This is a genomic window from Novosphingobium subterraneum, from assembly GCF_000807925.1.
GTDB lineage: Bacteria > Pseudomonadota > Alphaproteobacteria > Sphingomonadales > Sphingomonadaceae > Novosphingobium > Novosphingobium subterraneum.
Genome location: NZ_JRVC01000022.1, coordinates 120,086 through 147,009, shown reverse-complemented (window position 1 = coordinate 147,009; position 26,924 = coordinate 120,086). Strand labels below are relative to the sequence as shown.

The 26,924-nt window shown below is 64.1% G+C and carries 27 protein-coding genes, 1 tRNA gene and 2 pseudogenes; 17 read left to right on the top strand and 13 right to left on the bottom strand.

Going from position 1 to position 26,924, the window contains the following annotated elements; genetic code table 11:
* Positions 1 to 146 (top strand): annotated as a pseudogene (locus NJ75_RS25190) (UDP-glucose 4-epimerase GalE); the annotation flags it as partial.
* A gap of 9 nt (positions 147 to 155) precedes the next feature.
* On the opposite strand, the gene NJ75_RS18795 reads toward NJ75_RS25190, so the two are convergent.
* Complete coding sequence (locus tag NJ75_RS18795; protein ID WP_039337252.1) at positions 156 to 878, bottom strand: hypothetical protein; 723 nt, start codon at positions 876 to 878, stop codon at positions 156 to 158.
* A 175-nt stretch (positions 879 to 1,053) separates the two neighbouring features.
* On the opposite strand from NJ75_RS18795, the gene ykgO reads away from it, so the two are divergent.
* Together ykgO and NJ75_RS18785 are read left to right on the top strand one after the other, a co-directional pair.
* Positions 1,054 to 1,179: a type B 50S ribosomal protein L36 gene (gene ykgO / locus NJ75_RS18790; RefSeq protein ID WP_011446910.1), complete on the top strand. Its 126-nt coding sequence runs from the start codon at positions 1,054 to 1,056 to the stop codon at positions 1,177 to 1,179.
* Between the two features lie 146 nt (positions 1,180 to 1,325).
* Positions 1,326 to 1,934, top strand: coding sequence for an HAD family hydrolase (locus NJ75_RS18785; RefSeq protein ID WP_039337249.1), 609 nt, complete (start codon positions 1,326 to 1,328; stop codon positions 1,932 to 1,934).
* Positions 1,935 to 2,102: 168 nt separating this feature from the next.
* On the opposite strand, the gene NJ75_RS18780 is transcribed toward NJ75_RS18785, so the two are convergent.
* The 4 genes from NJ75_RS18780 to pepN all read right to left on the bottom strand — a co-directional run bounded on the left by NJ75_RS18780 (position 2,103) and on the right by pepN (position 7,249).
* Positions 2,103 to 2,978 carry an OmpA family protein gene (locus tag NJ75_RS18780; protein ID WP_039337248.1) on the bottom strand — a complete coding sequence of 292 codons (876 nt, stop codon included), beginning with the start codon at positions 2,976 to 2,978 and terminating at the stop codon, positions 2,103 to 2,105.
* A gap of 227 nt (positions 2,979 to 3,205) precedes the next feature.
* Positions 3,206 to 3,835 (bottom strand): glutathione S-transferase, encoded by a 630-nt coding sequence (locus NJ75_RS18775; RefSeq protein WP_039337246.1) that lies wholly within the window; start codon positions 3,833 to 3,835, stop codon positions 3,206 to 3,208.
* A 4-nt stretch (positions 3,836 to 3,839) separates the two neighbouring features.
* Positions 3,840 to 4,601, bottom strand: a complete 762-nt coding sequence (pgeF, locus tag NJ75_RS18770; RefSeq protein WP_039337244.1) for a peptidoglycan editing factor PgeF — start codon at positions 4,599 to 4,601, stop codon at positions 3,840 to 3,842.
* Complete coding sequence (gene pepN, locus NJ75_RS18765; RefSeq protein ID WP_039337242.1) at positions 4,598 to 7,249, bottom strand: aminopeptidase N; 2,652 nt, start codon at positions 7,247 to 7,249, stop codon at positions 4,598 to 4,600. Before pepN ends, pgeF begins: the two co-directional genes overlap by 4 nt.
* Before the next feature lie 56 nt (positions 7,250 to 7,305).
* Between pepN and NJ75_RS18760 the strand changes: the two genes are divergently transcribed.
* A complete protein-coding gene (locus NJ75_RS18760) occupies positions 7,306 to 8,154 on the top strand; it encodes a Rossmann-fold NAD(P)-binding domain-containing protein (protein WP_039337241.1) in 849 nt (282 codons plus the stop codon).
* Here the strand turns inward: NJ75_RS18760 and NJ75_RS18755 are convergent.
* Both NJ75_RS18755 and NJ75_RS18750 read right to left on the bottom strand, forming a co-directional pair.
* Entirely contained in the window at positions 8,064 to 8,972 is a 909-nt protein-coding gene (locus NJ75_RS18755; protein ID WP_039337315.1) for a DMT family transporter, read from the bottom strand. The two genes, NJ75_RS18760 and NJ75_RS18755, sit on opposite strands and share 91 nt — an antisense overlap.
* Positions 8,973 to 8,998: 26 nt before the next feature.
* Positions 8,999 to 10,015, bottom strand: coding sequence for a threonine aldolase family protein (locus NJ75_RS18750; RefSeq protein ID WP_039337240.1), 1,017 nt, complete (start codon positions 10,013 to 10,015; stop codon positions 8,999 to 9,001).
* A 63-nt stretch (positions 10,016 to 10,078) separates the two neighbouring features.
* Between NJ75_RS18750 and NJ75_RS18745 the strand changes: the two genes are divergently transcribed.
* Positions 10,079 to 10,369 (top strand): GNAT family N-acetyltransferase, encoded by a 291-nt coding sequence (locus tag NJ75_RS18745; RefSeq protein ID WP_039337238.1) that lies wholly within the window; start codon positions 10,079 to 10,081, stop codon positions 10,367 to 10,369.
* Here the strand turns inward: NJ75_RS18745 and NJ75_RS18740 are convergent, their stop codons facing one another.
* Both NJ75_RS18740 and NJ75_RS18735 read right to left on the bottom strand, forming a co-directional pair.
* Positions 10,370 to 11,344, bottom strand: coding sequence for a PAS domain-containing protein (locus NJ75_RS18740; protein WP_039337236.1), 975 nt, complete (start codon positions 11,342 to 11,344; stop codon positions 10,370 to 10,372).
* 109 nt (positions 11,345 to 11,453) lie between these two features.
* Positions 11,454 to 11,528, bottom strand: a tRNA-Thr gene (locus NJ75_RS18735).
* A 151-nt stretch (positions 11,529 to 11,679) separates the two neighbouring features.
* Here NJ75_RS18735 and NJ75_RS24790 point away from each other — a divergent pair.
* From NJ75_RS24790 to NJ75_RS18695, 9 genes are all read left to right on the top strand, one after another.
* On the top strand, positions 11,680 to 11,847 hold the full coding sequence (locus NJ75_RS24790; protein WP_169745743.1) for a hypothetical protein: 168 nt from the start codon (positions 11,680 to 11,682) through the stop codon (positions 11,845 to 11,847).
* Positions 11,848 to 11,893: 46 nt separating this feature from the next.
* Complete coding sequence (gene gpmA / locus NJ75_RS18730) at positions 11,894 to 12,580, top strand: 2,3-diphosphoglycerate-dependent phosphoglycerate mutase (protein ID WP_039337234.1); 687 nt, start codon at positions 11,894 to 11,896, stop codon at positions 12,578 to 12,580.
* 32 nt (positions 12,581 to 12,612) lie between these two features.
* Complete coding sequence (gene purE, locus NJ75_RS18725) at positions 12,613 to 13,098, top strand: 5-(carboxyamino)imidazole ribonucleotide mutase (RefSeq protein ID WP_039337232.1); 486 nt, start codon at positions 12,613 to 12,615, stop codon at positions 13,096 to 13,098.
* Positions 13,098 to 14,156 carry a 5-(carboxyamino)imidazole ribonucleotide synthase gene (locus NJ75_RS18720; protein ID WP_039337231.1) on the top strand — a complete coding sequence of 353 codons (1,059 nt, stop codon included), beginning with the start codon at positions 13,098 to 13,100 and terminating at the stop codon, positions 14,154 to 14,156. The genes purE and NJ75_RS18720 overlap by 1 nt, the downstream gene beginning before the upstream one ends.
* Complete coding sequence (locus tag NJ75_RS18715) at positions 14,153 to 14,650, top strand: dihydrofolate reductase (RefSeq protein WP_039337229.1); 498 nt, start codon at positions 14,153 to 14,155, stop codon at positions 14,648 to 14,650. The genes NJ75_RS18720 and NJ75_RS18715 overlap by 4 nt, the downstream gene beginning before the upstream one ends.
* The gene (locus NJ75_RS18710; RefSeq protein ID WP_174544578.1) at positions 14,647 to 15,570 is read left to right on the top strand and encodes a bifunctional riboflavin kinase/FAD synthetase; all 924 of its coding nucleotides are present in this window, start codon (positions 14,647 to 14,649) and stop codon (positions 15,568 to 15,570) included. The genes NJ75_RS18715 and NJ75_RS18710 overlap by 4 nt, the downstream gene beginning before the upstream one ends.
* 192 nt (positions 15,571 to 15,762) lie before the next feature.
* On the top strand, positions 15,763 to 18,570 hold the full coding sequence (ileS, locus tag NJ75_RS18705) for an isoleucine--tRNA ligase (protein WP_039337227.1): 2,808 nt from the start codon (positions 15,763 to 15,765) through the stop codon (positions 18,568 to 18,570).
* On the top strand, positions 18,570 to 19,088 hold the full coding sequence (gene lspA, locus NJ75_RS18700; RefSeq protein ID WP_039337224.1) for a signal peptidase II: 519 nt from the start codon (positions 18,570 to 18,572) through the stop codon (positions 19,086 to 19,088). Before ileS ends, lspA begins: the two co-directional genes overlap by 1 nt.
* Positions 19,088 to 19,501 (top strand): DUF3035 domain-containing protein, encoded by a 414-nt coding sequence (locus NJ75_RS18695; RefSeq protein WP_039337313.1) that lies wholly within the window; start codon positions 19,088 to 19,090, stop codon positions 19,499 to 19,501. Before lspA ends, NJ75_RS18695 begins: the two co-directional genes overlap by 1 nt.
* Positions 19,502 to 19,552: 51 nt before the next feature.
* On the opposite strand, the gene ung is transcribed toward NJ75_RS18695, so the two are convergent.
* The gene (gene ung / locus NJ75_RS18690) at positions 19,553 to 20,251 is read right to left on the bottom strand and encodes a uracil-DNA glycosylase (RefSeq protein ID WP_039337223.1); all 699 of its coding nucleotides are present in this window, start codon (positions 20,249 to 20,251) and stop codon (positions 19,553 to 19,555) included.
* A gap of 98 nt (positions 20,252 to 20,349) precedes the next feature.
* Between ung and NJ75_RS18685 the strand changes: the two genes are divergently transcribed.
* Positions 20,350 to 21,654 (top strand): UDP-glucose dehydrogenase family protein, encoded by a 1,305-nt coding sequence (locus NJ75_RS18685; RefSeq protein WP_039337222.1) that lies wholly within the window; start codon positions 20,350 to 20,352, stop codon positions 21,652 to 21,654.
* A 4-nt stretch (positions 21,655 to 21,658) separates the two neighbouring features.
* Here NJ75_RS18685 and NJ75_RS18680 read toward each other — a convergent pair whose 3' ends face one another.
* From NJ75_RS18680 to cysD, 3 genes are read right to left on the bottom strand one after another with little or no spacing between them, the layout of a single operon-like run.
* Positions 21,659 to 21,931: a DUF2061 domain-containing protein gene (locus tag NJ75_RS18680; RefSeq protein ID WP_039337221.1), complete on the bottom strand. Its 273-nt coding sequence runs from the start codon at positions 21,929 to 21,931 to the stop codon at positions 21,659 to 21,661.
* A 32-nt stretch (positions 21,932 to 21,963) separates the two neighbouring features.
* Positions 21,964 to 23,886, bottom strand: a complete 1,923-nt coding sequence (cysN, locus tag NJ75_RS18675; RefSeq protein ID WP_039337219.1) for a sulfate adenylyltransferase subunit CysN — start codon at positions 23,884 to 23,886, stop codon at positions 21,964 to 21,966.
* Positions 23,886 to 24,809, bottom strand: a complete 924-nt coding sequence (gene cysD, locus NJ75_RS18670; RefSeq protein ID WP_230487744.1) for a sulfate adenylyltransferase subunit CysD — start codon at positions 24,807 to 24,809, stop codon at positions 23,886 to 23,888. Before cysD ends, cysN begins: the two co-directional genes overlap by 1 nt.
* A gap of 207 nt (positions 24,810 to 25,016) precedes the next feature.
* On the opposite strand from cysD, the pseudogene NJ75_RS18665 reads away from it, so the two are divergent.
* Together NJ75_RS18665 and NJ75_RS18660 are read left to right on the top strand one after the other, a co-directional pair.
* Positions 25,017 to 25,628, top strand: a pseudogene (locus NJ75_RS18665) (ribonuclease D); the annotation flags it as partial.
* Positions 25,629 to 26,008: 380 nt separating this feature from the next.
* Entirely contained in the window at positions 26,009 to 26,917 is a 909-nt protein-coding gene (locus tag NJ75_RS18660) for an SPFH domain-containing protein (protein ID WP_039337218.1), read from the top strand.
* The last annotated feature ends 7 nt before the right edge of the window (positions 26,918 to 26,924 follow it).

Sequence of the window (26,924 nt, the reverse complement as noted above, 5' to 3'; positions counted from 1 at the left end):
GTCCAGGCGATCCCGCCGCGCTGATCTCCGACAACAGCCGCATCAAAGCCACGCTGCCGTGGGTCCCGCGCTATGATGATCTGGACACTATCGTCACCCACGCCCTGGCCTGGGAGCGCAAGCTGGACGAGATTCGCCCCGGCTAGGTCCCGCCCCTAGCCACCGATTGACCGGAACACGCCGTCCGGCTGGCAGAAAAAGCGCCCCTGCCGGCCTGCGGTTCTTTCGATCGTGTTCCATTCGTCCATCCGGTCTGTTCCGAAGGTGAGCGAAAGGAACACCGCGCGCTCGTCGAGCCGGCCGACGGCGGTGGAGTGGACGAAGCCCGAGCCGAACGCCACGCCCTTGCCCATGCGATACCGGTATTCGCGTTCCTCGCCCCTCACTGAAACATAGGCGAGGCCCATCGCGCAGGCGTTGGGGGTCAGCGGTGCCATCACGGTAAAGGCCGTGTTGCCTTCCGTCAGCCAATCGCGGTGCATGTCATGCGCCTCGCATCGGCTGCGGGTGACGAAGAAGCCGGAATAGAGCCGGATCACGGCATCGTGCGCCACGAACGGCGCGACGGCCTCGTCGAGCCTGAGCCGACGTAACAGGCCATCGAACCACCAGTAGGTCGCCTCGTCGGCATTGCTCAGCCAGCAGATATCGCTCTTCCATGCCGCAGGACGCTGGTTGTAAAGCTTCTGTCCGCCGGGCAGCGTATACGTCGCCTTGTCCTCTTCCATTGTCCGCGCGGCCTCGGCCAGCGGGGCAAGCTCGTCGAGAATCGCTTGTGGCACATCGAATTCGAGCACATTCCTGGCCATCAGCGAGGGGTTGAGAAAGACCGACTGCCCGGGCTTGTGCAGCAGTCCTGTCATGATCGAAGAGGTCATCCGCCCGGTTCCCGTCCATCCCGCGAGGCCCCGCCCGCATCAGCACGATTTGCATGCTCATGACGGCCGGGCAAGCGCCATCCTCGGCACCTGCAGGGTTGACTTGGGCTTTTGCCCCCACTAACGGCCACGCTTCAGTTTTCAGCCCGGTCAGCTTCGGGCAAAGGGATTCGACATGAAGATTCGCAACAGCCTGAAGTCGCTCAAGGACCGCCACCGGGATAACCGCGTGATCCGCCGCCGTGGCCGCGTCTACGTGATCAACAAGACCCAGAAGCGCTTCAAGGCGCGCCAGGGCTAATTCACCAGTTTCGGTGCAGTCTCGCGACGGCGGGGCTGCACCGGAAACCGACAGGCTTCTGCAAAAGCCACGCAGCCCCCGCCGAAATGCGGGGGCGCAGTCGTTTATGGGCCGCGCATCGCAGGATCGCGAATCGAGAGGCTGGCATGTCCGTAGAAGCGGTAGTCTGGGACATCGGCCGCGTGCTGGTGCAGTTCGACCTTTCCGGCATCTATGCCGAAGCGATCCCCGATCGGGCCGAACGCGCCCGATTCGTCTCCGAAGTCGTCACTGAGGACTGGCACGCCCAGCATGACGAGGGCGTGCCCTTCGCGCAGATGGTCGCCGCCCGCACGGCGCAGTTTCCGCAGCACGCCGACCTGATTGCGCTCTACGCCAGCAACTGGCTTGCCAGCCTGCCGGGTCCGGTGCCCGGCACGCACGAACTGATCGAGCGTCTGGCCGCGCGCCAGGTCCCGCAATACGCGATCACCAATTTCGGCATCGAGTCATGGGGCCTGTTCCGCCCGACCTTCCCGATTCTCGACCACATGGGCGACATCGTGATTTCGGCGGTCGAACGGCTGGTAAAGCCCGACCCGGCAATCTTCCACCTCGCTGCCCGCCGCTTCGGTCGTGCGCCCGAAACCATGCTGTTCATAGACGACAACGCCGCTAACATCGCGACGGCCAGGTCGCTGGGGTGGCACGTCCACCACTTCGTCGGCGATCCCGATGTGCTGGAGCAGCGAATGCGCGCGCTGGGCCTGCTCTAACCCCGCTTCTCACCTGCAGAAACAACGTCACCCCGGACTTGCTCCGGGGTCCCGCTTCCTTCTTGGCCACGGCGCCAACCGAAGCCGGAAGCGGGACCCCGGGTCAAGGCCCGGGGTGACGGCAAGGGGGAGGAGAGAGGTGTAACGCACCCTCTCGCCCCCACGTGATCAAAGCCCGTCGATGGCCTTGCTCACCAGCACGTTCACGGCAACGCGGCGGTTCTGCGCCTTGCCTTCCTCGGTCGAATTGTCCGCCGCCGGATCGGATTCGGCCATGCCGGTCGGCGTCAGCATGCGGTAGGGCGCCCAGCGGCACTGCTGCTGCAGGAAATTGATCACGCTGGCGGCGCGCTTCTCGCTCAAGGTCTGGTTGTATTCCTCGTCACCGACCGAATCGGTATAGCCCACCACCAGCATCAGCGCGTTCTCGGTGCCGTTTGCCATCGAGGCGGTCTGGCACAGCTCGGCCTTGGCCTGCGGGGTCAGCGCATACTTGCCGGTGTCGAAGTAGACGTTTGTCGTTGCCTTGATGTTGTATTTGTCGATGTCGCCCATGCGGCCCTTGAGCGCGGCAGTGGCAGCGGTCTGTTCGGCAAAGCCTTGCGCGGTGCCGTTGCGGATCATCTTCGCGGTCTTGAAGTCACCGTTGCGGAAGGTGATCTGGCTGGCCAGCAGCGCCTCGCCCGCCTGCATGGTCTTTACCGTCACGGGCAGGCCATTGAGCAGGTTTTCCGTCGTCAGCTTCTTCGATCCGAACAGGCCGGTGCTGGCCTTGACCGTCGTGGCGTCGTTGAAGAACACGATCGTGCTGGTGCCATCGTCGGCAGTGACCTTCATCTTGTCGCCCTTGCGCGCGGTGATGATACCCTTGACCTCGGGGCCCTTGGTCATCGCCGAGGTATCAGGCACGACCTCGCCTTCGACGATGATGTTGGGGTCCTGCATCCCGTTCTGCTGTGGCTGAGCGACAGCCATGGCCGAAACCGATGCGGCAGCCGCAGCGAGCAGCATCAGCCTTACGCGCCGGGGGGTAGTGGTAGTCATCGAGAACGCTCCTTGCGACCTTCAAAAAGGTGTCGGTGTTGCGACGGAACTTTCCCGCAGATGAACGATCCCGCCCGGGAACCCGATTCCGGGCACTGGCAGCGCCAAGCGTGCGACGAACCGAGTGGGCCGTGCACTGATGAAGGACGGAATGAGCCCCCTCTTTCTTGCCCCTCCCGCAGGCGGGAGGGGTTGGGGGTAGGCAAGAAGCGCTGCCGCCCGCCACCTCAAGGGAAGGGAAACACCACCGGCAAATCGCCCTCGCGCCAAGGCGCGAACTTGCCCATCACGCTCGCGAACAACGCGGACTCAAGGTGCGCGCAAAGCCAGCGCTGCAGGTGCGGCAAAGGCTGGCTCTCGAACCAGACAGGGTCCGTCGCCGCAAACTGCCGCACGAACGGCATCACGGCCATATCGGCAAGGCCCCGCTCTTTCCCGCACAGTTGTCCGTGCTCAGCCAGCCGCGAATCCAGATCGGCAAGAAACGCCAAGCCGCTTTCCCGATGCTCCAGCGCATTGCTGTCATGCCGCTCCGGATACTTGTAGCGATCGAGGTCATGCTTGAATGGCCCGTCGTTGCGCGCGATCAGCCCCGCATCGTCGCGCTCCAGCCAGCCTTCGGGATCATGCTGCAAGAGCGCCCAGTGCATCACGTCGAGGCTCTGCTCGATCACCGCGCCGTCGGGAAGGACCACCACCGGCACCGTCCCCTTGGGCGAGGCTTCGAGCATCGCTGGCGGCTTGGCGGAAAGCTTGATCTCGCGCAGCTCCACGCTCACGCCGCTGACCGCAATCGCCAGTCGCGCCCGCATCGCATAAGGGCAGCGACGGAAGCTGTAGAGGACCGGCAATGCCATTGGCTCAGCCGCGCAAGGCGATCAGCGAGACCTGCCGGCCGTAGCCCGGCTCCTGGCGGTGCTTGGCGCGGCGGAAGGAATAGAACCGCTCTTCCTGCGCGTACGTGTCCTCGCCCATCATCCCGACCTTGGTGAGGCCCGCATCGCGCAGGCGCAAGGCGACATAGCCTTCAAGGTCGAACCAGGCATGGCCCTCGCGCCCGGCCCGGAAGAAGCGCTCGTTCTCGCCCGCCTGTTCAAGAAACCGCGCTTCGAACCCTGCGTCCACCTCGTAGCTCTTCTGCGCAATGCAAGGGCCCACCACTGCGGCGATGTTCTGCCGGTTCCCGCCAAGCGCTTCCATCGCCGCAATAGTCGCATCGGTCACGCCCGTAAACGCACCCTTCCAGCCCGCATGTGCCGCGCCGACCACGCCTGCACGCTGGTCAACGAACAGCACCGGCGCGCAGTCTGCGGTCAGCACGCCAAGGACCAGGCCGGGGCGGTCCGTTACCAGGGCATCGGCCCTTGGACGATCTGCGTCGGCCCAAGGTTCGGTCACGGTCACCACGTCAGGCGAATGAATCTGGAAGCAGGTCTGCAAGGTCCCGCCCGGCAGCACCGCCTCGACCGCACGTCGGCGGTTTTCGGCAGTCAGCGCCGGGTCATCCTCGCTGTAGCTGACATTGAGCCCCGTAAGGTCACCCGTGCTCACCCCGCCCTTGCGGCCAAGGAAGCCGTGGGCGGCGCCAGCGAGAAGCGGATGGGTAAGCGCCTCGACGCTCACGCCTCCAGACTCTTGCTCACCTGCTCGCGCACATCGCGCGACAGCGTCGGCTCGGCGGCGATCCGCTCCAGCTCGGCCCGCATCAGCGCGGCGCGGCCTTCCTCGACCTTCTTCCACCGGCCGAGGTAGGGCACGAAGCGCGCCGCCACGTTGCCGTTTATCGGGTCCAGCTTCAGGATCAGGTCGGCTATCAGGCGATAGCCTTCGCCGCCTTCCCGGTGGAACGCCTGCGCATTGGCCGCAAACGCCATCCACAGCGCGCGGACGCGGTTGGGGTTGGTCATGGTGAAGTCTGGATGCTCGGCCAATGCCTTCACATGCTCGGTCGCCTTGGGATTGAGCGAGCCTGCCTGCAGCGAGAACCACTTGTCGATCACCAGCATGTTGCCGGCAAAGCGCGAGTGGAAATCGGCCAGCGCCGCTTCGCGCTCGGGGCATTCGAGGCTGCACAGCACCATGAGCGCGCCCTGGCGGTCGGTCATGTTGGTGGCGGCATCGTACTGCGCCTTGGCGCGGCGTGCGGCTTCGGCGGGATCGGCGGCCCCGAGATAGACGAGCGCCTGCGTCTTGCACTTGCGCGCGCCCCGCGCCTCGGCGGCAAGGCTGTAGGGCACGGCAGAGACGCGATCGTGCAGGGCCAGCCACTTGTCCTTCAGCGTCTCGCCCAGCCAGCGCTTGAGCCCCTCGCGCTCGGCAAAGATGCGCGTCGGGTCGGCGCGGGTCAGCTGCTCGGCAAGGTAGGCCTCGCCCGGCAGAATCAGCAGTTCGCCGCGCATCAGATCGTCCAATGCGGTGTCATCGAGAATCGCGCCCATCGCCGCGCCGATGGCAGCCTGCGATTCCTCGCGCTTTTCCAGCGTTCCCGCCACCGCGCCAACCAGATGCCGCACGATCAGCTGCTGCATCGCCTCATAGCGGGCGAAGGGATCGTCGTCGTGGCGGGCGAGGAAGACGAGGTCCTCCGTCGTCACCGGCGCCACGATCTCGACCGGCGCGGAGAAGCCGCGGTTGATGGAAAGGACGGGGAGCGAGGTGAAGCCCCCGAAGGTGAAGGACTGCTCCGGCTCGGTCAGGACGATCAGTTCCTCGCCGTGGTGCTTCCCCGTCTCGCGGTCGAACAGCGCGATGCGAAGCGGGATCACGAACGGCTTCTTGTCCGGCTGTCCGGGTGTGGGTGCAGTTGTCTGTTTAAGCGTGAGAGTTACCCCTCTGCCTCCGAGAGTTGCCGCTTCGCCCTCGAGAGTTGGATTTGCCGCATCGAGAGTCATAACAACGCTCACGCGCGGGGTTCCGGCCTGTTCGTACCAGTTGCGGAACTGCTTCAGGTCCAGCCCGGCGCCATCTTCGATAGCCTTTACAAAGTCTTCGCAGGTAGCCGCCTCGCCATCGTGGCGATCGAAGTAGAGCGTGGTGCCCTTCAGGAACCGCTCCAGGCCCGCCAGCACGGTCATCATGCGGATCACCTCGGCCCCCTTGTTGTAGACGGTCGCGGTGTAGAAGTTGCTGATTTCTTGATAGGAATCGGGGCGGATAGGATGCGCCAGCGGCCCCGAATCCTCAGGGAACTGCACGGCGCGCAGAATCCGCACATCCTCGATCCGCTTGACCGGCGCGGAGCCGCGATCGGCGCTAAACTGTTGATCTCTAAGGACAGTGAAGCCTTCCTTGAGGCTCAGCTGGAACCAGTCGCGGCAGGTCACGCGGTTGCCCGACCAGTTGTGGAAGTACTCGTGCGCCACCACGCCCTCGATCGCGTCGTAGTCGCCATCGGTCGCCGTCTCGGGATCGGCCAGAATATAGCGCGTATTGAAGACGTTAAGGCCCTTGTTCTCCATCGCTCCGGCGTTGAAATCGCTCACCGCGACGATGTTGAAATCGTCAAGGTCATACTCGCGCCCATAGACGTCCTCGTCCCACTTCATCGAGGCGATGAGCGAGCGCATGGCGTGGGTGGTGCGCTCCTCGTCGCCGGGGCGGACGTAGATCGCAAGATTGACCTTGCGGCCCGATTTTGTCGTGAAATTATCGCGGTTTGCGACCAATTCACCGGCCACCAGCGCGAACAGGTACGAAGGCTTGGGCCAGGGATCGTGCCACTCTGCCCAGTGGGTGCCGTCGCCATTGTCGCCCGCAGCAGTGGGGTTGCCATTGGACAGGAGCACCGGGAACAGCGCCTTGTCTCCGCTCATCCGCACCGAATAGACCGAGAGCACGTCGGGCCGGTCGGGGAAGAAGGTGATGCGGCGGAAGCCCTCGGCCTCGCACTGGGTGCAGAGCAGGCCGTTCGAGGCGTAAAGCCCTGAAAGCTGGGTGTTTGCCGAAGGATCGATCAGCGTCTCGATACCGATGTCATGGGTATCGCCGGGAAGTTCGATGACAAGATCGGCGCCGTCCATGTGCCAGTCATTGTGGGCTTGGCCATCTACCGTGACAGACTTGGGCTCGATCGCATCGCCGTTGAGGCGCAAAAGCGAAGTGTCTGTGCCTGCGGGATTTTTCGCCACCTTCAGGGTCGCCTGCACCTTCGTCGCGTTCAGCGAAAGCGCGAAATCCAGCGCGATTTCGGGAACGAGCCATTGGGGCGGGCGATAGTCCGCGCGGTGGATCACGGTTGGGGCGACGACGGGCTGGCCGGAGAGATCGTTCATGCGGCTGAACTTAGGAACGCGTGCGCGGCGGGGCAATCGCGGTTATCAGGCTTTTGATGGGAAACTTGCTGATCTTCGGAATGGGTTACACCGCGCAGGTGATTGCGGCGCGGCTGCGGGCGCAGGGCTGGACGGTGCGGGGCACGGGCAGCGCGGGTGATATCGCCTTTGATGACAAGGCCTTGGTCGAGGCCACGCTGGCACGGGCAACGCACGTGCTGTCCTCCGTTCCGCCCCTGCGAGAAGGCGGCGATCCGGTATTGCAGGCCTATGGCGGGGCGATTGCCGCCGCTTCGCTCGAGGCCATCGGCTACCTGTCTTCGACCGGCGTCTATGGTGATGCGGGCGGGGCCTGGGTGGACGAAAGATCGGTCGTCGGCACCGGGCGGCGCTCGGCGCGGACGCAGGCGGACCTTGATTGGCAGGCGCTATCGCCCAGGGTGCGGGTGTACCGCCTGCCCGGCATCTACGGGCCTGGGCGCAGTGCGCTCGAACGGGTGGCCGAAGGCAAGGCGCATCGCATTGATATTCCGGGACAAGTGTTCAGCCGCATCCATGTCGAGGACATTGTCAGCGGCGTCATCGCGGGGTTTGCCGGGAATGCCGGCGTCTACAACCTCGCCGATGATCTGCCCTGCAGCCAGAACGCGGTGATCGAGGAGGCAGCGCGGCTGCTGGGCGTTCCGCCCCCGCCGATGCAATCGCTTGAGGAGGCGAACCTTTCGCCGATGGCTCTGGCGTTCTATGCCGAGAACCGGCGCGTGGCGAACGGCAAGGCCAAGCGGCTGCTCGGATGGAAGCCTGCCTATCCGACCTATCGCGATGGGCTGCGGGCCCTTAGCGCCAGCACGAGGCCCAGCATCGCCAGTGCCGAGCCAGCAAGCGCCAGAACCGACCAGCGATAGCCTTCGAACGCGGTGGAAAGCAGCATCGCGACGACCGGCACCAGCACGCCGTTGTAGGCCCCGCGCCCTGCGCCGAGGCGCTGAAGCAGGCGGAAATAGAGCGGGAAGGTGACAACTGAGCCGATCAGACCAAGGTACAGCACGCCAAAGATGTAGCCGGGACGCATGTCGAACTGCGGCGGACCCTCGACGGCCCACGCGAAAGCTCCGTCCATGGCCGCGCCGAACAGCATTGCCCAGGCCAGCATGGGGATCATCGGCGTGCCGCGGGCCATGGGGCTGGCCTGCAACACGTTGGCGGACGAAGCGCTGAACAGCGCGGCGGTGGTGAGGGCAATGCCGGTCAGGACTTGTCCCTCGGGCGGGGCCATGCGGTATTCGTGCAGCAGCAGCAGGGCGATGCCCGCCCCCGCCACCGCCGATCCGACGAGGAAGCCGCGCGTCACCGGCTGCTTGAGCACGATCCAAGCAAGCAGCGAATTGGGCACAATCAGCAACGCGAAAAACACCGCGACGATGCCCGAGGTGAGGTGATGTTCAGCGCGGTACACGAATTGGAAGTTCATGACGAACTGAAGCAGGCCCAGCAGCGCTGCGACTTTCAGCGTGCTGTCCGAAACGCGCAAGGATTCGCGCCGGACCAGCGCAAGCGCCGCCATGCCGATGGCGGCTGCGGTAAAGCGCCAGGTCACTGACCAGCTTGGCGGCACGCTGCCGATCTGGTCCTTGATCACCAGCCAGGTCGAACCCCAGATCAACGCGACGAGGAAGAACGGCCCGGCAACGTCCCATTGCCAGAACTTCGCCTGTCCGGGCAATTCGTGTCCCGCTTGTCCCGTCTCGGTCACAGCGCGGAGATGGCGCGGGCAAGCGCGCAGGCGTGGGCCGGGTCGGTGTTCCAGGCGGTGACAAGGCGCGCGGCGCCCGGGGCACCTTCGGGTGCCGTCCAGTCGTAGAAGTCGAAGCCCTGCGCGCGCAGTGTCGCTTGCTCGGCGGGCGAAAGTACCACGAAGATCTCGTTCGCTTCGACGGCATGGAACACGCGCGATCCGCAGGCCTGCGCGATTTCCTGCGCGGCGGCATTGGCGGCGCGCGCATTGTCGAGCCACAGGTCATTTTCGATCATGGCGAGGACCTGCGCGGCAAGGTAGCGACCCTTCGATTGCAGGTGCCCGGCGCGCTTGCGGCGGTAACGGACAACATCGGCCAGTTCCATGTCGAAGAATACCAGCGCCTCGGCGTTCATGCCGCCATTCTTGACGCAGCCGAAGGTCAGCACGTCGACGCCGGCCTGCGCAGTGACTTCGGCCGGGTGGCAGCCCAGATGCGCAACGGCATTGGCAAAGCGCGCCCCGTCCATGTGCAGGCCAAGGCCGCGCCCTTGCGCCAGCGAGCCGATGCGGGCGACTTCCTCTGGCGTATAGACGCGGCCATATTCGGTGGCCTGCGTGATCGATATGGCGTGCGGCTGGACCTGGTGTACGTCGTTGCGGATGGGGTCGATCACGCGCTCGATCGCCTGCGAGGTCAGCTTCGCGCCTTCGCCCTCGGCCAGCATCAGCTTGGCACCGTGGGTATAGAAGCCGGGCGCGCCGCCTTCGTCCATCTCGATATGCGCCTCGCGGTGGCAGACCACGCCGCCGTGGGGTGGCACCATCGCGGCGAGCGCCAGGCAGTTGGCCGCTGTGCCGGTGGCGACCCACAGCGCGGTGCATTCGGTGCCGAAAAGCTCGGAGAAAGCCTCGTCCATGCGCTGCGAGAGGGCATCGCCGTCATAGCCCGAATCGGGCGCATCGGCGGCACGCATGGCATCCCAGACCGCGGGGTGGACAGCGGCGGTGTTGTCGGAGAGAAATTTCATCGGAAACCGCAATGTCGGGAGCGGCGTTTCGGGTCAAGCAGTCACAAAAGGACAGGAAGCACAATGGCCGACGTCAGCATCACTCATCTCGATCAGGGCGCGCGCGGGGAATACCACGCCAAGGTCGAAGGCAGCGACGCAATCGGGCGGCTGACGTATCAGCGGAACGGTGACGTGGTGGTGGCCGACCATACTCTGGTGCCCACCGAAATCGGCGGTCGCGGGGTGGCGGGCGAACTGGTCAAGGCGCTGGTGAAAGACGCGCGGCAGTTCGGCTTCAGGATCGTGCCACAGTGCAGTTATGTGGAAGCGGCGTTTCGCCGCCATCCGGAGTGGGCCGACCTCAGGGCCTGATCAGGCTATCCTCGGCAGGGACAGCATGGCGGCTAGGCCGCTGTCCTGCCACTCGATGCTGAACGTGCCTCCGCGGGCGGCGCAGATCCGCTCGATCAGGGTCAGCCCCTGTCCGCCCGAGCGTGATCTGGCGACCACAGGGCGATCGGACTGTTCCTGCCAGACGATAACGTGGCGCGTCTCCAGTCCCTCGCCTTCAGTGCGCGCGTCAAGCGCGATGCTGCCACCGTGCCCGATGGCACCGTGCTTGGTGGAATTGACGGTCAACTCCCCCACGACCAGCGAGATCACGTCGGCCTCCCGCCGATCAACCTCCTGGCTGGCGGCGCAATCAAGCTCGACCCGCGTGCCCTGTGCCGTGCGAAAGGGGAGAATCAGCGTGGAGAGCAGATCATGCAGGTCGGATTGGTCGGTCTCGCCGTCAAACAGGGTCTGTGCGGTGGCAAGGGCCGAGATCCGCGCGACCATGTCGCTGGCAAACTCCGTGTGGGTCTCGTTTCCGCGAGCAACCGTGCGCAACATGGCGCAGACCATGGCGAAGCTGTTCTTCAGCCTGTGGCGCATTTCCGACAGCAGGATCTTCAGCGCCTCGCGATCGGCATGCAGCTGGCTGACGTCGCGCGAGATGGAGATGTAGCCGGCGTGTTCGCCATCAGGGGCGCGAACCGCGGAAAGGCTGACTTCCCACCAGCGAGGCGTGCCCTTGGCGGTGGGGCAGAACGCCTCGAGGCGCACGACGCCGCCTGCGCTGGCGTCGGCCAGGGCAGAACGGATCACCGGGCGGGCATCCTCCGGCCAGAGTGCCGCCCACTCCTGACCGCTAAGTAAGTCGAAGTCCTCGATTTCCATCGCGCAAAGGCCGTTGGGATTCATCCACAACAAGTTGCCCTGCGGATCGACCAGCTTTACGCAATCGGTGCTCTGTTCAAGGACGTGGGACAGGCTTTCAGGAGAGAGTTCTGCTCTAGACAGCATCCGGGAGCCCCCACGCGCGTTCAATACAGCATAAAGCCGCAGCGCTACGGCAGGTTCCATATATCAAAAGTAAGTTTTTGCGGCAGACCATGCTGTGTCTGCGGGGAAATGGTGCTGCTGGGGAGGATTGAACTCCCGACCTCAGCCTTACCAAGGATGCGCTCTACCACTGAGCTACAGCAGCACACCATTTCCGCTTGGCCACTTCTCACCGGCGAACCGGCGGGGTGGGCAGGGGCGCGCTAATGACGGGGGCATGACCCTTTGTCAAGCGACGTTCCGGCGCAATGCCTTCAAGTCTTGCAGTTGGTCGGCGATACCGGCAATCGGGTGCCATGAACGATGCAAAAACCCCGATGACGCGCGAAGAGCGGCTGGCGGCGCGGCTGCGCGAGAACCTCAAGCGCCGCAAGGCACAGGCACGTGCCATGGGATCTGCCAGCGGATCCGAGTCCGAATCGCCCGATTCGCCGGAAACCGGGCTTTCCAATTCGGCCGCCTGACGCTAGGGGCGCGGTTCCTTCTTAAAGTCAGTTACAGGATGCCCTGATGCCCCGCCTGATCCTGATTCGCCACGGCCAGTCGCAGTGGAACCTCGAGAACCGCTTCACCGGCTGGTGGGACGTCGACGTGACCGAGAAGGGTGCGGCCGAAGCCTTCGCCGCAGGCAAGCTGCTCAAGGACAAGGGCGTGCTGCCGACGCTGGCCTTCACGTCGCTGCAGACCCGCGCGATCAAGACGCTGCATCTGGCGCTTGAGGCTGCCGGCCGTCTGTGGGTGCAGGAAGACAAGGACTGGCGCCTGAACGAGCGGCACTATGGCGGCCTGACCGGGCTCGACAAGGCCGAGACCGCGGCCAAGCATGGCGACGATCAGGTCAAGGTCTGGCGCCGCAGCTTTGACGTGCCGCCGCCGGTGCTGGAAGCAGGCAGCGAATTCGATCTGTCGTCCGACCCGCGCTATGCCGGGATCGCGGTGCCTTCGACCGAAAGCCTCAAGGATACCATCGCGCGCGTGCTGCCGTGCTGGGAAGAGAAGATCGCGCCTGCGCTGCGTGCCGGTGAGACGGTTATCGTCTCGGCCCACGGCAATTCCTTGCGCGCGCTGGTCAAGCACCTGTCCGGCATTTCGGACGAGGACATCACCGGCCTCGAGATTCCGACCGGCCAGCCGATCGTCTATGAACTCGACGACAACCTTGCCGAGATCGAACGCTATTACCTCTCGGAGCGCTGAGCGCTTCGGCAAGCCTGAAGGGGGCAGGGGACATGACTGACAAGCCTTTGGTCGCCATCGTCATGGGCAGCCAGTCCGACTGGGAGACGATGAAGAACGCCTCTGCCGTGCTGGAAAAGCTCGGCGTGGCACATGAATGCCGCATCGTCTCGGCGCACCGCACGCCCGATCGGCTGGTGAGCTTTGCCAAGGGCGCGCATGCCGAAGGCTTCAAGGTGGTGATCGCTGGCGCTGGTGGTGCGGCGCACCTTCCGGGCATGGTCGCTTCGATGACCCATCTGCCGGTGCTGGGCGTGCCGGTCGAATCCAAGGCGCTGAAAGGCATGGATTCGCTGCTGTCGATCGTGCAGATGCCGGGCGGCATTCCGGTCGGGACGCTGGCCATCGGCGTGCCGGGCGCGACCAATGCGGGCATTTTTGCAGCGTCGATCCTGGCGACGTCTGACGCGGCGCTGGTCGAGCGGCTGATTGCCTTCCGCACCGCGCAGACCGATTCGGTGGCGGAGAAGCCAGTCTGATGATCCCCCCCGGCGAGATGATCGGCATCCTCGGTGGCGGCCAACTGGGCCGGATGATTGCGCTGGCGGCGGCGAACCTGGGGTATCGCTGCCACGTCTATGCGCCGGAAGCGGATTCGATTGCCGCCGATGTCTGCGCCGCATTCACGCAAGGCGAGTACGACGACGAGCCGGCGCTGGCGGCATTCGCTGCACAATGCGCGGTCGTGACCTACGAGTTCGAGAACGTGGCGGCAACGCCTCTGGCGGCAGTGACGGCCCATGCGCCGCTCCATCCTCCGGCCAGGGCGCTGGAAGTGGCGCAGGACCGCGTGAACGAGAAGTCTTTCGTCGAAGCACTCGGCGGGCGGCCTGCTCCTTGGGCCAAGGTCGATTCGATGGAGGACCTGCGCGCCGCGGTGGCCAGTATCGGCGCGCCGGGGATCCTCAAGACACGGCGCGATGGCTATGACGGCAAGGGCCAGTGGCGGATCGTGCAGGCTTCTGATGCCGAGGCCGTTGAACTGCCCGGCAAGCCGTTGATCTACGAAGGCTTCGTGACCTTCGACGCTGAGTTCTCGGTGATCCTCGTGCGCACGGAAGCGGGCGAAGTGCGCTTCTGGGACAGCGCCGAGAACGTGCACAAGGGCGGCATTCTGGATCGCTCCACCGTACCTGCATCGCCGGTCATCCTGGCGCAAGTGGAAGAGGCGCGGGCGCTGGCGGCGAAGGTGGCCGATGCGCTGGGCTATGTCGGCGTGCTGACGCTGGAGTTCTTTGCGACGGCTGACGGCCCGGTGTTCAACGAGATGGCGCCGCGCGTGCACAATTCGGGGCACTGGACCATCGAAGGCGCGCTCACCAGCCAGTTCGAGAACCACGTGCGCGCGATCTGCGGGCTGCCGCTGGGCTCGACCGCGCTGGCGGCCAAGGGCGTGGTCATGGACAACCTGATCGGCGATGATGCGCACGATTGGCCCGCGATCCTGTCCGACCCTGCCAACCACCTGCACCTTTACGGCAAGGCGGCGGTGCGGCCCGGGCGCAAGATGGGCCACGTGACGCGGCTGGTGCTGTGAGCGCAATCAGGGCTGGGCTGTTCCTGATCTATGCCCGCGCCGACAACGGCGTGATCGGCAAGGACAATGGCCTGCCGTGGCGCCTGCCCGCCGATCTCAAGCGGTTCAAGGCGCTGACCCTTGGCAAGCCGATGATCATGGGGCGCAAGACCTTCGAGAGCCTGCCAGGGTTGCTGCCGGGACGTCGCCACATCGTGCTGACGCGCGATGCCGGTTGGAACGCCGAAGGTGCCGAAGTGGCGACGAGCGTGGAGCAGGCTCTGACGCTGGCGGGTGAGGGCGAGGTTGCCGTCGTCGGCGGGGCGGAGATATACCGCCTGTTCATGCCCCTTGCCGAACGGGTGGAATTGACGGAAGTACGTGGGCTGTTCGAGGGTGATACCGTGATGGAGCCGCTCGGACAGGAGTGGACAGAGGTATCGCGCGAAGTGCATCCGGCGCAGGCTGAGAGACCCGCTTTCGATTTCGTCACGTACGCCAGGGCGGACGCATGATTCGTCTCGACAGTCTGCAGCCGGTTCCGGAAGCGATGCGTGGCGGGATTGTCGCGCTGGGCAATTTCGACGGGTTTCATCTTGGCCACCAGGCGGTGGTGGGTGAGGCGATCCGTTGGGCCAAGGCGGAAGGGCGTCCGGCGATCGTAGCGACGTTCGATCCGCATCCGGTGCGGCACTTCAAGCCCGATGCCGAGCCGTTCCGCCTTACTACGTTGGATCAGCGGCAGGAGCTGTTCGCGGCCGCTGGTGCCGATGCCATGCTGGTGATCCACTTCGGCGCGGACGTGGCCGGGATGACCGCGCTCGAATGGATCGAGGCGGGGCTGGTCGGGCATCTTGGCGCGGTCGGCGTGGTGACGGGCGAGGACTTCACCTTCGGCAAGGGCCGCAGCGGCAATGCGCAAGTGCTGCGCGAAGAGGGGCCGCGCTTTGGCCTGACGGCGCGCGCGGTGGGGCCGGTCACGCTGGAGGGCGAGGTCGTCTCATCGAGCCGCATCCGCGAGGCGCTGAAATCGGGCGACTGCGAGACGGCGACGAAGCTGCTGACGCGGCCATTCGCGATCCGCGGCATGGTGCAGCATGGTGACAAGCTGGGGCGGACGATCAACTTCCCCACCGCGAACCTCGACATCGGCATGTATCTGCGCCCGCGTTACGGCATCTATGCGGTTACGGGGCGCCTGCCTGACGGGTGCGTGCTCAAAGGCGCGGCGAACCTTGGAATCCGCCCGACGTTCGATCCGCCCAAGGAGCTGCTCGAGCCGCACTTCTTCGATTTCTCGGGCGATCTCTACGGGCAGGAAATCGAGGTGGCGTTCCACCACTTCCTGCGACCCGAGGCGAAGTTCGAGGGGCTCGATGCGCTGGTGGCGCAGATGGGGCGGGATTGCGACGAAGCGCGGCGGTTGCTGGCGTAGCGGCCCGCTGCTCGTCACCCTGTCATCCCTAACTTGTTTCAGGATCCATGTTGCCGATCAAACTGCTGTTCGTGTGGAGAGATGGACCCTGAAACGAGTTCAGGGCGACGATGTGCTTGCTTTGAAGGCTTGTTGCCGCTTGCCAGCGCCCCACTTCCCCAATGTGCGCAATTGCTCTAGTGCGCAGCCGTCATGACCGAGCAACGCGACTTCCGCCCGACTGTCTTCCTGCCGAAGACCGATTTCCCGATGAAGGCTGGCCTCCCCCAGAAGGAGCCGGTGATCCTGCAGCGCTGGCAGGACGAGGGGATTTACCGGAAGCTGCGTGAGAACCGCAAAGGCCGCGAGAAGTTCATCCTCCATGACGGCCCGCCCTATGCCAATGGCGACATGCACATCGGCCATGCGCTGAACCATATCCTCAAGGACATGGTCTGCCGCACCCAGACGCTTCTGGGCAAGGACGCGCCCTATGTGCCCGGCTGGGACTGCCATGGCCTGCCCATCGAATGGAAGGTCGAAGAAGAGTACCGCAAGAAAAAGAAGAACAAGGACGAGGTTCCGCCGAAGGAATTCCGCGCCGAATGCCGCGCCTATGCCCAGAAGTGGGTCGACGTGCAGCGCGAGCAGCTGAAGCGCCTCGGTATCAATGGCGATTGGGACAATCCTTACCTGACGATGGATTCGCAGGCTGAGGGCACCATCGTGCGCGAACTGCTGAAGTTTGCCGAATCTGGCCAGCTCTATCGCGGGGCCAAGCCGGTGATGTGGTCGCCGGTCGAGAAGACCGCGCTGGCCGAGGCTGAGGTCGAGTACGAGGATATCGTCTCGACCCAGATCGACGTGGCGTTCGAGATTGTTGAGTCGCCGATTGCAGGACTGGTCGGCGCTTATGCGGTGATCTGGACGACGACGCCTTGGACCATCCCGGTGAACCAAGCGATCGCCTACAATCCGTCTTGGACGAGTATCGCTGATTTTGAGGCTGGCTACTGCATTTTCAGTACATCCAGTGGCCAACGTGTGTTTTTGTCGCGTGCACTCAAGTCGGCTTTCGAGGCGCGCAGCGGACTCGAACTTACGGAAATTGCTCAAATTTCGGCAGATCAACTCGCCGGAACCATCTGCCGCCACCCGATGCACGCGCTCGGCGGGTTCTTCGCCGAGCCGCGTCCGATGCTGCCCGGGGATTTCGTCACGACCGACAGTGGCACGGGCCTTGTCCATATGGCGCCGGACCATGGCGAGGACGACTTTGCGCTGTGCAAGGCGCACGGGATCGAGCCGGTGTTTGCCGTGCAGGGCGATGGCAAGTATCGCGAGGACTGGGGCTGGCTCGGCGGGCAGGGCTCGGTCATCAATCCCAAGTTCAACGCGCCGGACGGGCCGATCTGCGAGGACCTGCGCGCGGCTGGCGGGCTGCTGGCGGCGTCGGCCGACTACAAGCATTCCTACCCGCATTCGTGGCGTTCGAAGGCCAAGGTGATCTATCGCTGCACGCCGCAGTGGTTCGTGCCGATGGACCGCGAGGCCGAAGGCGGCACGCTGCGCGAAAAGGCCACAAAGGCCATCGCCGACACCCGCTTCGTGCCCGAAAAGGGCCGCAATCGCATCGGCGCGATGGTTGAAGGCCGCCCGGACTGGGTGCTGTCGCGCCAGCGCGCGTGGGGCGTGCCAATCACGCTGTTCGTCGATCGCAAGACCGGCCAATACCTCAACGATCCCGACGTCAACGCGCGCATCGTCGCCGCGGTCATGGCCGAGGGCGTGGATGCGTGGGACGAGGAGCGGGCGCAGGAGTACCTGGGCGACAAGTACAAGCTCGAGGACTACGATCGCGTCACCGACATTCTCGACGTGTGGTTCGATTCCGGCTCCACCCATGCCTTCGTGCTGGAATCCGGGCGCTGGCCCGATCTGCTGCGTCCCGAAGGCTGGACCGGCCCGCGTGCCGACCTCTACCTTGAAGGGTCGGACCAGCATCGTGGCTGGTTCCAGTCGTCCTTGCTCGAATCCTGCGCAACGCGCGGCCATGCGCCCTACAAGGGCGTGCTGACGCACGGGTTCACCATGGACCAGAAGGGCATGAAGATGTCCAAGTCCCTGGGCAACACGATCAGCCCGATCGACCTGATGCGCGATTACGGCGCGGATATCCTGCGGCTCTGGGCGCTCTCGGTCGATTTCACCGAGGACCACCGCATCGGCAAGGAAATCCTCCAGGGCGTTGCCGACCAGTACCGCAAGCTGCGCAACACCTATCGCTACCTGCTGGGCGCGCTGGACGGTTTCAGCGAGGCCGAGCGGCTGCCGGTTGCGGAGATGCCCGAGCTGGAGCAGTACATGCTCGGCCTGCTCGGCAAGCTGGACGCCATGCTGAAGCAGGCTGTCGCGGACTTCGACTACAACACCTATGTCCGCGCGCTGACCGATTTCTGCAACGAGGACCTTTCGGCGTTCTTCTTCGATATCCGCAAGGATTGCCTCTACTGCGACGCACCTTCGGACCCGAAGCGCCGCGCCTATCGCACCGTGCTCGACGCGTTGTTCCACGCGCTGGTCCGCTATGGCGCGCCGGTGCTGGTGTTCACGGCTGAGGAAGTGTGGCAGTCGCGCTATCCGGGTAGCGACAGCGTGCATTTGCTGGAATGGCCTGAGGTGCCTGCCGTTTCGGTGGACGAAGCGCGCTGGAGCGAACTTCGCGCGCTGCGCCAGACGGTGAACGAAGCCATCGAGCCGCTGCGCCGCGAAAAGGTGCTGGGCTCCGGCCTCGAAGCGGTTGTGACCGTGCCGGAAGGCGCGCCGGAGGCTGATCTGGCAGAGCTGTTCATCACCGCGACAGTCAATCGCGGGCAGGGCAGTCACGTGATTGTCACCCGTTCCACCGACCACAAGTGCGGCCGTTGCTGGCGCCTGCTTCCGGAAGTCACGGAAGACGGAGCGCTGTGCGATCGTTGCGACGAGGTCGTGACGGCCATTGACGCAGGTGCAGCGGCCTGATGCTGACCCGTCCGCGCATCGAGGGCCTGGGCCTGGCGCTGCTGGTTGCTGTGGTCGACCGGATCGTCAAGGCGGTCATGGTGGGCCCGCTGATGCTGCGCGATCTGGGGGTGATAGACCTGCTGCCGTTCTTCGACCTGCGCTATGCCGAGAACTATGGCGTTTCGTTCGGCATGTTCACGGCAACGTCGATGGAGATGCGGTACGGTCTGATCATCGTGACGGCACTGATTGCGCTGGGCGTGACGGTGTGGATGCTGCGCGAGACCTTGCGCGGTGACATTCTTGCGCTTGGGCTCGTGCTGGGCGGGGCGCTGGGCAATATCTATGACCGGCTGACCTTGGGCTATGTGATCGACTATGCCGACCTGCACATCGGCGAATGGCGGCCTTTCGCGATCTTCAATCTGGCCGACGTGGCGATCACGTTCGGTGTCCTGATACTGCTTGCCCGCTCGTTCAAATCGCGCGAAAAGCCAAACGATAGCGGCGACCAAACCGCCACGGAGAATGCATGATGCGTAAAGCTGCCGCCCTTGCTCTTGTCGTCTCGGGGGCGACCCTGCTCTCGGCCTGCGGTGGCGGCGGTTCGCTGTTCAACCGTGACCGTCCTGACGAAATGGCCGTGACGCGCGCCGCGCCGCTGGTCGTGCCGCCCGATTTCGCGCTGACCCCGCCGAGCCCCGGCGCGCCGCGTCCGCAGGATTCGGAAACCGGCAAGCAGACGCTGGAAACCCTGTTCGGCGGTCCTTCGGCACGTTCCAGCGTGGAGACCGACGCGCTCAACCGTGCGGGTACCGCAGCAGCCTCGATCCGTTCGACCGTGGGCGATCCGGCAACGCAGACCGTGGCCAAGGGCCAGGTCGTGCGCGACATCCTTGCCGCGCCGGAAGGTGACGGTCAGGCAGCGTCTGCTTCGATTCCGGGCTGAGCTTCGGCCCGATCCCGATGTGAAAGCCTCGCTGCGGCGGGGCTTTTTGCGTCAGAACAGGGTTTCCTGGAGGCGCCAGTCTATCGCGCCGCGCCCATGGGCCTGAAGGAAGGCATTGGCCTGGCTGAAGGGTTTCGAGCCGAAGAAGCCCTTGTAGGCCGAAAGCGGGCTGGGGTGCTGGGCCTTGAGCACGAGATGCGGGCCGCTCCGCAGCGCGGCGATGCGCGCTGCCTTCTTCTGCGCATGGCTGCCCCACAGCATGAAGACGGTGGGCTCGGGCCGCGAGGCGACGGCTTCGACTGCGGCATCGGTGAGCAGTTCCCAGCCCTTGCCCTGATGCGAGCCGGCGTTTGCTACCTCGACTGTCAGCGCATTGTTGAGCAGGAGCACGCCTTGCTGCGCCCAGCGCGTGAGATTGCCGTGGCCTGCGCGCGGGATGCCGAGGTCGGTTTCGAGTTCCTTGTAGATGTTCACGAGGCTTGGCGGAATCTTGACGCCACGCCGGACGGAGAAAGCCAGACCGTGCGCCTGTCCCGGACCGTGGTAGGGGTCCTGCCCGAGGATGACCACGCGCACCTGATCGAGCGGCGTCAGCTCCAGCGCGGCGAGGCGCGCATCGCGCGGTGGATAGATCTCCTTGCCGATGCGTTCTTCGGCGTCGAGGAAAGCGTCGAGGTCGCGCAAGGGAGGGGATTGCAGGACCGGTTCGAGGCTCGGCCGCCAGCTTTCGGGCAGTGAAATGCTAGTCATGTTCCGGCAAGGTTAGACGGTTAGGAGGCGCGCCCGCAAGCAGGGTTCCGGGATGGGCCAGTGCTTGCTAACAGCGCAGGGCTGTACGGAGTGCTTTGATGAAGATCGCAATGGTTGGCTCGGGCTATGTCGGGCTGGTTTCGGGAGCCTGCTTTGCCGATTTCGGCCACGACGTGGTCTGCATCGACAAGGACGAGAGCAAGATCGAGCGACTGCGCTCCGGCGTCATGCCGATCTACGAACCGGGCTTGGCCGAACTGGTCGCCGCCAACGTCAAGGCCGGGCGCCTGTCGTTCTCGACTGATCTTGCCAGTTCCATCGAAGATGCTGCTGCGATCTTCATTGCAGTCGGCACGCCCTCGCGCCGGGGCGACGGGCACGCCGACCTGACCTATGTCTATGCCGTGGCTCAGGAGCTTGCGGAAAACATCAGGACGCCGACCGTTGTCGTAACCAAGTCGACCGTGCCGGTGGGCACCGGCGACGAGGTGGAGCGGATCATTCGCGAGAGCGGAACCGATGTGAAATTCGCCGTGGTATCCAATCCGGAATTCCTGCGTGAAGGCGCCGCCATCGGCGATTTCAAGCGGCCCGACCGTATCGTCATCGGTGCCGAGGAGGAATGGGCGCGTGGCGTGATGCGCGAGGTCTATCGCCCGCTGTTTCTCAACCGCGCGCCGATCCTGTTTACTTCGCGCCGCAGCAGCGAGCTGATCAAGTACGCCGCCAATGCCTTTCTTGCCACCAAGATCACCTTCATCAACGAGATGGCAGACCTGTGCGAAAAGGTCGGCGGCGATGTGCAGGACGTGGCGCGGGGTATCGGCCTCGACAATCGCATCGGGTCGAAATTCCTGCATGCGGGGCCGGGCTATGGCGGGTCGTGCTTCCCCAAAGACACTCTGGCGCTGCTCAAGACCGCGGAGGATTACAACAGCCCGGTGCGGTTGGTCGAAGCAGTGGTCAAGGTGAACGACAGCCGCAAGCGCGCAATGGGTCGCAAGGTGATCGAGGCGCTGGGCGGCGACGCCCGCGGAAAGCGCGTGGCGCTGCTGGGCCTGACGTTCAAGCCGAACACCGACGACATGCGCGATGCACCCTCGATCGCGATCGTGCAGACGTTGCTGGATGCGGGGGCCGAAGTTGTGGCCTACGATCCGGAAGGCATGGACGCCGCAGTAGAGATCCTGCCTGAGGTGACCATGGCGGCATCTACATATGCAGCCGTTGCAGGGGCCGACGCGGTTGCCCTTGTCACCGAATGGGATGCGTTCCGCGCGCTGGATTTTGCGCGGGTGAAGAGCCTTATGAACGCGCCGGTGCTGGTGGATCTGCGTAATGTCTATGACCCGACCGAGGCGCGTGCTGCAGGCTTTGCCTACAGCAGCATCGGCCGGGTCTGAGGGGTCAGACCAAGCCTGCCTCGGCGCTGATTGCAGCGTCCTCCTCTTCCACCGGGGGACGCTGAGTGCCCCAGTGGATCGAACTCCACACGCGCTCGTGGAAGTAATAGAGTCCAATCTTGGTAATCACTTCGGTGCCGGCAATGGCCCCGGCAGCCTTCATGCTGCCGGTGAACAGCCAGCCGAGCAAAAACGTATCGATACTGCCCAAGGTACGCCAGCTGATCGCCTTGACGATCGAACGGGCGTGCGCCTCGTGTCCATGAAACAGAATCATTGGCGGTTTCCCTCCCGGCCAGAGACGATTGCTTAAATGGTCGGGGCCCACCCGAGAAGCGCATTCACGATGCGTTCGGCGGCATCTTCGGGCGACTCGGCGGTCGTATCCACGCGGAAGTCGGGAGCCTCAGGCGCTTCGTAGGGGCTGTCGATCCCGGTGAAGTTCTTGAGCTGGCCGGAACGCGCCTTCTTGTAGAGGCCCTTCACGTCACGGGCTTCTGCCACTTCGAGTGGCGTGTCGACGAAGATTTCGACGAACTCGCCGTCGGCCATCAGACTGCGGACCATTTCGCGCTCGGCCCGGAACGGGCTGATGAAAGCGGTGAGCACGATCAGGCCGGCGTCGGTCATCAGGCGGGCGACTTCGCCGACGCGACGGATGTTCTCGATGCGGTCGGCCTCGGTGAAGCCCAGGTCCTTGTTCAGCCCGTGGCGCACGTTGTCGCCATCGAGCAGGAAGGTGTGCTTGCCGAGCGCGTGCAGGCGCTTTTCGACCATGTTGGCGATGGTGGATTTGCCGGAACCGGAAAGGCCGGTGAACCACAGCACCTTGGGGCTCTGGTTCTTGAGCGTGGCGTGGGCCTCGCGGCTCACGTCCAATGCCTGCCAGTGCACGTTCTGGGCCCGGCGCAGGCTGAAGTTGAGCATGCCGGCAGCGACGGTGGCATTGCTCATCTTGTCGATCAGCACGAAGCCGCCGAGCGTGCGGCCATCGTTGTAGGCCTCGAAAACGATCGGCTTGTCGGTGGCGATCTCGGCCACGCCAATTGCGTTGAGCTCGAGCGTCTTGGCCGCAAGATGCTCCATCGTGTTGACGTTCACGACGTATTTCGGCTGCTGCACCGTGACCGAGACGGTCTGCGTGGCGAGCTTGAGCCAGTAGGCGCGACCCGGCAGCATGGCTTCGTCGTTGAGCCAGACGAGCGTCGCTTCGAACTGGTCGGCGGCCTGAGGCGGATTGTCGGCAAGGCTGATCACGTCGCCGCGCGAGCAGTCGACCTCGTCGGCCAGGCACAGTGTGACCGACTGGCCTGCAACGCCCTGTTCGAGGTCCCCATCCAGCGTGACGACGCGCGTGACCTTGCTGGTCTTGCCGGACGGAAGGACGCGGATTTCATCGCCCGGCCTGACCGAACCAGTGGCGATCAAGCCGGAGAAGCCGCGGAAATCGAGGTTGGGGCGGTTGACCCACTGCACCGGCATGCGGAAGGGCTTGTCGGCATCGACCGAGGAAAGAACTTCCACGGTTTCAAGGTGATCGACCAGCGTGGGGCCCTGATACCAGGGCGTATTGGCCGAGCGCGTCGTGATGTTGTCGCCCTTGAAGCCGGAGATCGGCATCGCGGTGAAGCTCTCGATCCCGATGGACTTGGCGAATTCCGCATATTCTTTGACGATGGCGTCGAACACTTGCTGGTCGTAGTCAACCAGATCCATCTTGTTCACGGCCAGAACGATATTGCGGATGCCGATCAGGTGGCACAGGTAGGAATGGCGGCGCGTCTGCACCAGCACGCCCTTGCGCGCATCGATCAGGATCACGGCAAGGTCGGCGGTGGATGCGCCGGTGATCATGTTGCGGGTGTACTGTTCATGGCCGGGGCAATCGGCGACGATGAACTTGCGCTTCTCGGTGTTGAAGAAGCGATAGGCAACGTCGATGGTGATGCCCTGCTCGCGCTCGGCAGCGAGACCGTCGACGAGCAGCGCGAAGTCGATTTCCTGACCTTGCGTGCCGACCTTCTTCGAATCGTTCTCGAGTGCGGCCAGCTGGTCCTCGAAGATCATCTTCGAATCATAGAGCAGGCGCCCGATCAGGGTGGACTTGCCATCGTCCACCGACCCGCAGGTGATGAAGCGCAGCATGGTCTTGTGCTGATGCTGGTCCAGATAGGCGTTGATGTCCTCGGCGATGAGGGCGTCGGTCTGATAGATAACGTCCTGCGTGCTCATCAGAAATACCCCTGCTGCTTCTTCACTTCCATGCCGGCGCCACCGGCATCCTTGTCGATCACGCGACCCTGACGTTCGCTGGTGGTGGTGAGCAGGGTTTCCTGGATCACTTCAGGCAGCGTCTTGGCGGTGCTCTCCACCGCGCCGGTCAGCGGGAAGCAGCCCAGGGTGCGGAAGCGGACCGACTTCATGGTGATTTCGGGGCGATAGCCCAGCACCTTTTCCAGACGGGGAATGTCGTCGGCCATGAACAACTGGCCTTCCCACTCATAAGTCGGACGCTCGTCGGCAAAGTAGAGCGGGACGATCGGCACGTCGTTGAGGTGGATGTACTGCCAGATATCGAGCTCGGTCCAGTTCGAGATCGGGAACACGCGAATGCTCTCGCCCTTGTTCTTGCGGGCGTTGTAGAGGTTCCACAATTCGGGGCGCTGGTTTTTCGGGTCCCAGCCGTGGCTGGCAGTACGGAAGGAGAAGATGCGCTCCTTGGCGCGGCTCTTTTCCTCGTCACGCCGTGCGCCGCCGAAGGCTGCGTCAAAGCCGTACTTGTCGAGCGCCTGCTTCAACCCTTCCGTCTTCCACATGTCGGTGTGGAGCGCGCCGTGATCGAACGGATTGATGCCCTTCTCGGCAGCTTCGGGATTCTGGTAGATGAGCAGTTCCATGCCGCTCTCGACCGCCATCTTGTTGCGCAGGGCATACATGTCCTGGAACTTCCAGGTGGTATCGACATGCAGCAGCGGGAACGGCGGCGGCGAGGGATAGAACGCCTTGCGGGCAAGGTGCAGCATGACCGCGCTGTCCTTGCCGACGGAGTAGAGCATGACGGGATTGGTCGCCTCGGCGACGACCTCGCGCATGATGTGGATCGCCTCGGATTCAAGGCGTTCTAGATGGGTCAGGGTCTTGGCGTCCAGTGCCACGGCTCTCGCTCCGTAATTGCGTGAGCGTTCCTTGCGCGATTCACCGCGTGTGGTGCGCTCCCATCTGGGAGCATGGCCGCAATACAATACTTTCATGCCGCAAACGCCAACTTGGCGGTCGTGACGGGCCACGTCTTTTCCTCCTTGCACTTGTCTGGGCGGGACTGAAAGCTTGCGGGTCCTTGCCCAACGCCCTAAGCGACAGGAATGGCCGTTTATTTCCATGAAGAAGACCTCCCCGAAGGCGTGCTTGCGCCGGGTGCCGTCGCCGTCGATACCGAGACGATGGGGTTGATCACGCCGCGTGATCGCCTTTGCGTCGTGCAGATTTCGGACGGGCAGGGCGACGAACACCTCGTCCGCTTCTCACCGGGCAGCAGCTATGCGGCGCCCAATCTGAAGGCTGTCCTGGCCGATCCTTCGCGGGTCAAGCTGTACCACTTCGCCCGCTTCGACCTTGCCGCGATCGAGCATTACCTCGGCGTGGTCGCGGCACCGGTGTTCTGCACCAAGATCGCCTCGAAGCTGGTCCGGACTTATACCGATCGCCACGGCCTCAAGGACCTGGTGCGCGAATTGCTCGGAAAGGAAATCTCCAAGCAGCAGCAGTCGAGCGACTGGGGTGGGCCGGTGCTGTCCGATGCGCAGCAGGAATACGCCGCATCCGACGTGCGCCACCTCCATGCCATGCACGCGATCCTCGTCGAGCGTCTGGAGCGCGAGGGCCGCACCGTGATGGCGCAGGCCTGCTTCGATTTCCTGCCGATGCGGGCCCGGCTCGATCTTGCCGGTTGGGCAGAGCGTGACATCTTCAGCCACGCGGACATGTCAAAGCTCCCTAGTCGAGCAATTGCTACGATCGGGAATGCCGAAGCCTGCGAGGCCAAAGTCCGAAAGGAGGGGGAAGAGACCCGGACCCGCATGGCATCGGCATTACCCGATGCGGTCCGACATCACGAAGCGAACTGCCAGTATGGCCAGAACGCCGCGCCAGAGGGGCCCGGTCCGCTCCGCTAATGTGGAGTGATTCGGTCCGGATTGCAAGGGGGGTGTTTAAACCGGCCCACCCCCAACCCCTCCCGCCTGCGGGAGGGGTTGGGGGTGGGCAAGCAACGCTACGCCCCTCAGGAATCCAAAACCATTTGCACCTGAAACCGAATCTGATATTAATGTGATATCAGATTTAAGGGGAATCTCCGATGTCCGAGTCGAAGACGCATTCCGCCAGCACCGAAACCGGGGCCTGGTCGATCAGCGGCTATCTCATGTTGATCCTCATGGTCGTGCTGGTGATCCTCACCGCTGCACGGGTCCTCGGGTTTGCCAGCGGCAATCCGTCGGAAGATGCCGTGCCCGGCTTCATTGCGACGATTGCCGCGCTGCCGGTCGCCATCGTGTTCATGGCCTCGGGCTTCTACATGATCCAGCCCAATCAGGCCGCCGCGATCAACCTGTTCGGTTCCTATCGTGGCACGGACCGCAACCACGGGCTGCGCTGGGTCTGGCCGTGGATGACCAAGACCAAGATCTCGGTACGCGCCAACAACGTCGTCTCGGAAAAGCTCAAGGTCAACGACCTGCGCGGCAATCCGATCGAGATTGCCGCAAACGTCGTCTGGCGCGTATCCGATACTGCGCAGGCCCTGTTCGACGTCGATGACTACAAGGCCTTCGTCTTTGTCCAGATCGAAAGCGCCGTGCGCTCGATCGGCTCGCGCTACCCGTATGACGATATCGAGCACCACGAAGTCACGCTGCGCGGCCATCACGATCAGATCAACGCCGAACTGCGCACCGAACTCAACGCGCGACTGGTGCTTGCAGGCATCACGGTTGACGAATGCGGTCTTACCCACCTTGCCTATGCACCTGAAATTGCAGGAGCCATGCTTCGTCGCCAGCAGGCCGAAGCGGTAATCTCGGCGCGCAAGAAGCTGGTCGAAGGCGCCGTGTCGATGGTGGAAATGGCGCTGACCCAGCTTTCGGAAAAGAACGTGGTCGAGCTGGACGACGAACGCCGCGCAGCGATGGTCTCGAACCTGATGGTCGTGCTCTGTGGCGAGCGCGATACCCAGCCGGTCGTCAACACCGGCACGCTCTACCAGTAAGGCGTTC